Origin of the sequence: Paenibacillus sp. DS2015, assembly GCF_050433705.1 — a bacterium.
Lineage (GTDB): Bacteria > Bacillota > Bacilli > Paenibacillales > Paenibacillaceae > Paenibacillus_AQ.
In genome coordinates this window covers 1-4633 of the sequence record NZ_JBNPWS010000066.1, presented here as the reverse complement: position 1 = coordinate 4633, position 4633 = coordinate 1, and the positions used below count along the sequence as shown (strand labels likewise).

The following is a 4633-nucleotide window of genomic DNA, read 5'->3' as shown; positions in this document are numbered from 1 at the left end:
ACTCACACTGGCACCTACAAGTGCCCATTTTTTTCTGCCAGGGTGGTCAACTATTGGGTTAGCAAGGTGGTCAACATTTTGATTGACATATACAGATGTTTTGTTACATATGATAATTGCATTATTGCTCAATAATTAAATCTTCATTCGAATTAATTTGAATATCTTCTAAATCCAAATAATTCAATGAGTTGTATTTATGCTTTGAGCCTTTTTTAAGATCTCCATCATATTTTCCTCCAGATTTATATAATTTCTTAAGCAGTTTTGGATAGCGTTGCGTTTTCTGACGTACAAACGGCTTATGTTGTCTGAATGAACAAGTGAATCGAGCAATCTTGACCTGGTGGATCTGCCACTTAACTGGTTGGATGTGTCGCCTGATGCCTCTTTTCCGAAAATCCCTCTTGGCGACCAAGGATCGTCCGCGACGATGCTGAAAAACATCATGATGCCAGCGCCTTCACCGAAGTAACTTCATAGTTTAATCTTGTTGTATAAATTTAGTATCATTAAACTCTTCAGAGTCTTATAGGCTCTTCATTCTAATCTCGCCGTTTCACCTGGGGGCTCCCATTCTATCTGCCATCCGCCATCCTCATATGCTTTAGAAATAATATCTTCTAAACAGATTTCTGTCGCTTTATTAAGCCAGGAATGTTCTATACCTTGCCATTTGAGAAGCCCGGGTTACCAAAAAATCTTGAATTTGTTTCATATGGTGTTTGTCATGAGATGTAAAAAATTCTGTCATATAAGATGTTAAAGTGAATCCTCGGTCACCCAGGTAAAGAGCAGAAAATTTATTATCTTCCAGCTTAATTAGATTAGAAATCATTATGAGTCGATTTTGTATTGTTTCATCAATGATTTCTTTTTTTGTTCTTCCTTTTCCATATTGAATGGATTGTTCATTATATCCCAAATAATCATGATGTTCCCTTAATTCTGAAAGTTCTCTCTGCGCTAGGATCGGAAAGGTAACATTATTAAAATAGTCGTCCCATTTCATGATATGTGTAACAATATCATAAATCCTCCATTTCCCTTCACTTAATGGCGCAAACCAAATTCCATCCTTTAGGGTGTCTAATGATTTAATAAATGTAAGAAATTCATCTAAATCAGAAATCAATTGTTGTTTCATATTCTTCTCCCCATCTTATCCATAATGCGAGAATAACAATCCATAGTACTAACAACAAGGTTTCGGTGAACATTATTCCTGTTACATTTAGAACACTGTTCAGATTCTCCACGATCTCAATGCTTGGAATTATTACAACAAATATGTAGCTCCAGTCTGGTAAAAATAGGTACAGGGTAGGCACTAAGAAAAAGACGATCATTAGCGCAGACGATATCGCAGAACCTGTTTTAGAAGAGTTTACTTTCAACCCAATAATCAACCCGATTTGTACAAATACAACGCCACCCAAAACCATATACAGCAAGGAGAGAACGAGCCCACTATTCAATCCGTCGTTAATAAGTAGAACGAGCACTTGAGACAATAATGAGAACAATAATACCGCCAAACTTTTGGCCACCAGAATCTGTCTGAAAGAAAGCGGTGAAACAAGCAATGCATCCATCGTCTTACTCTCTCGCTCTTCGATCAGATTGGGCCCAGTTATCATAATGCCGACCATCACCTGAGCGAATAAAATCCAAGTAGACAACAGCATGAAATTGTTGACATTCGCATCTATAACCTCGATTATTATTTTTGACATGACGATGGGCAGAAGGATAAGTATGATCATAGAGGGATTGCGGATTATCTCTTTCACTTCATGTTTCAATAGCTTATTCACGTTATTCAACTCAATTCACTTCCCGTCAATCTAGCGAATACATCCGCCAAAGAAGCTTCTTTGGTATGCATACTTATCGTTTGATTATCCAGCATGATTCGATAAATTTGCTCAACCGTATCTTCTTCATCCGCTAGAAGTCTCTTGGATACCACTAGTCCATCCTCGTTATACTCGATATGAATTTCTTTTGAACCATATATGCTCTTTAATTGCCTAGGATGATCCATAGCTACAAGCTTTCCCTTATACATAATTCCAACACGATCACTTAACTCGTCGGCCTCTTGCATATCATGCGTTGTGAGTACAATCGTCGTGCCCCGTTGCTTACATTGTTTAATATAATGCCGGATGAGTGAAGCCGTATTAGGGTCAAGCCCACTCGTAGGCTCATCTAGAAATAACACCTTAGGACTGTGCAATAAGGCTCTAGCAATCAAGACACTTTGTTTCCAGGTACCCACTTTAACATCTTGTTTCTCCTGCAGCTGTAAGCTCTCCATAACTTCAATTAGACGAATATTAGACACGCCATATAAATCTGCAAATAGCTTGAGATTATCTTTAATAGAAGATCTGAGGTAGAGATTAAGCAGTTCGAAAACAATCCCAATTTGCGCATGAATATCCTTTTTCCGTTCTGAAATATTCATCTTATTTATTAATATTTCTCCTTCGGTTACTTGTATTAACCCTGTCATCATTCGTATGGTCGTCGTTTTACCCGCACCATTTGGACCTAGAAAACCAAACAATTCACCCTCTTCAATTGTAAAGATTCATTGATCCACAACTTTTTTCTCTCCGAAAAGTTTAGAAACATGATTGAGTTCAATCATCATCCCTCCTCCTTTCTTGTTACTAAATTCACAAACAATATGATTCGCTAGGAAATCAATTATTCCTGCATACAATCTAAGATTTGAAACACCAAAACAAGCTACCTAGAATGCGATAGCTTGTTTTATAAAGATATAGTCACACTGTGATTCATAGACCCATTGAGAACCTTCGTTATTCTTCACCTATAAATTTCACTTCGGTTTCTAAATCGATTCCAAATTTCTCTTTCACCGTGTCTCTCACGTGATTAACTAAACCGATATAGTCGCTTGCAGTGGCGTTATCTACGTTAACAATAAATCCAGCGTGTTTCGTTGATACTTCTGCTCCACCGATCCGTACACCTTGTAATCCGCTCTCTTGGATCAATTGACCTGCGAACCGATTCGGAGGGCGCTTAAATACACTTCCACACGAAGGGTACTCCAATGGTTGCTTAGACTCCCTCAAGTATGTTAATTCATCCATTTTTTCTTTTATAGAGGTATGATCACCAGGTTGTAGGCTAAATCTTGCTTCTAATATGGTATACAGTCCACCAGCAAAGATACTTTTTCTATAACCCAACGCCATATCCTCTCGCTGTATGGTCAATAGATTCCCGCTGGAATCCACCACAAGAGCGTCTATGAGCACATCAGCAACTTCTCCTCCATAAGCCCCAGCATTCATATAAAGCGCCCCACCTACAGTACCCGGTATGCCACAAGCAAATTCAAGCCCGGTCAAGTGCTCATCTAAGGCCATACGTGACGCTTGTATAATGGATGCCCCACTTTGAGCACATAGTGTATGTTCAGAAACCGTCATTTGTTGTAATTGGGTCATCTGAAGAACTATCCCGCGAATACCTCCATCTCGAATAATGACATTCGATCCATTCCCAAGTGTTGTAATCGTTAGTTTATGCTCTGCTGCATATTTAATGATACTTTGAACTTCGTTATATGTAGATGGTTGAACACGAATATCCGCATTCCCACCCATTTGGGTATATACATGATCCTTTAAAGTTTCATGACACTGAATTTCCGCTAGCGGGATTAGTGACTTCAACTCCTTGTAAACCTGATTTATCTCCATTTCTGTACTCCTCTTCCAAGTTCTGAATTCATTTATCTATGTTACATCTTATTTTACCATAACACGATAAATGACGTTAATCTATGGCTGCTTTCACACGCCCACCTATTATTTGAACTGCACCCCGTAATTAAAATAATATAAATATTTTCGCGAAGAACAAGAAGTAACCATAGCGTAGTCGAAGTTCGCTCCCATCGGTTGGTAGGAGCTGTTGGCTGAAAATGCCATGAAATTCTCATATGCTTGCCTTTTCTCTTGTAGCCTTTTCTCGCACAGTTTCAGATATTATCTTTTTGACTCCATCGATCCATCCAAAGTACAAAGATTCTTCGACCGCGTCCAAATATAGCAACGTATCTGGGTTTGACGTCATACTAACTACGACCCAACAGGTCGATTTCTCTATTCTCAGAAATATCGACCTGTTTAGACTGAATTGATTTTATTCAAAACAACATCCAATGCCCTCCAATAACGTTTGGCATTCCTGAGCTTAAGTGACCAAAGGGAACGGGTCGGAACGGGTCGTCAGACTTAGCTGGTTGAATGTATCGCCTGAATTTACTTTTCGGAAATTCCTCTTGGCGATCAAGGGCGAATGCCCTCACTAGGAATCCGGTGTTGGTATTCTCAGTTCATACCCGACTGGCTCGGGGATGAACTTTTTCTTTATACTGGAGGAAACACTGGGCTGAAAAACGCATGCTTTGTTGGGACTTAGATCCCGTCGCATAAAGTGTTTTATGCCCTCGCCTTTTGTTCATACCCCGATTCAGCTGGTTGGGCCTCTGAGCCCGTATCACCGTGCCAACCTGTGGAGACCAAAAGTGCTGGCCCCAGTGACTTTAAGGAGGTTATATGAATATACCTGTTTTAAGTATCGA

4 protein-coding genes and 1 pseudogene are annotated in these 4633 nt (G+C 39.4%); all 5 read right to left on the bottom strand.

Annotation, left to right across the window (positions count from 1 at the left end; all coding sequences use genetic code 11):
• Positions 1-646: 646 nt before the first annotated feature.
• Positions 647-1147 (bottom strand): hypothetical protein, encoded by a 501-nt coding sequence (locus tag J2T13_RS25990; RefSeq protein WP_429375593.1) that lies wholly within the window; start codon positions 1145-1147, stop codon positions 647-649.
• The gene (locus J2T13_RS25985; RefSeq protein ID WP_429375591.1) at positions 1125-1766 is read right to left on the bottom strand and encodes an ABC transporter permease; all 642 of its coding nucleotides are present in this window, start codon (positions 1764-1766) and stop codon (positions 1125-1127) included. The genes J2T13_RS25990 and J2T13_RS25985 overlap by 23 nt, the downstream gene beginning before the upstream one ends.
• A 56-nt stretch (positions 1767-1822) precedes the next feature.
• Positions 1823-2590, bottom strand: a complete 768-nt coding sequence (locus J2T13_RS25980) for an ABC transporter ATP-binding protein (protein WP_429375595.1) — start codon at positions 2588-2590, stop codon at positions 1823-1825.
• Positions 2591-2834: 244 nt separating this feature from the next.
• Positions 2835-3746 carry a UDP-N-acetylmuramate dehydrogenase gene (gene murB / locus J2T13_RS25975; RefSeq protein WP_429375590.1) on the bottom strand — a complete coding sequence of 304 codons (912 nt, stop codon included), beginning with the start codon at positions 3744-3746 and terminating at the stop codon, positions 2835-2837.
• A gap of 277 nt (positions 3747-4023) precedes the next feature.
• Positions 4024-4140: pseudogene (locus tag J2T13_RS25970) on the bottom strand (YdeI/OmpD-associated family protein); the annotation flags it as partial.
• Between the last annotated feature and the right edge of the window lie 493 nt (positions 4141-4633).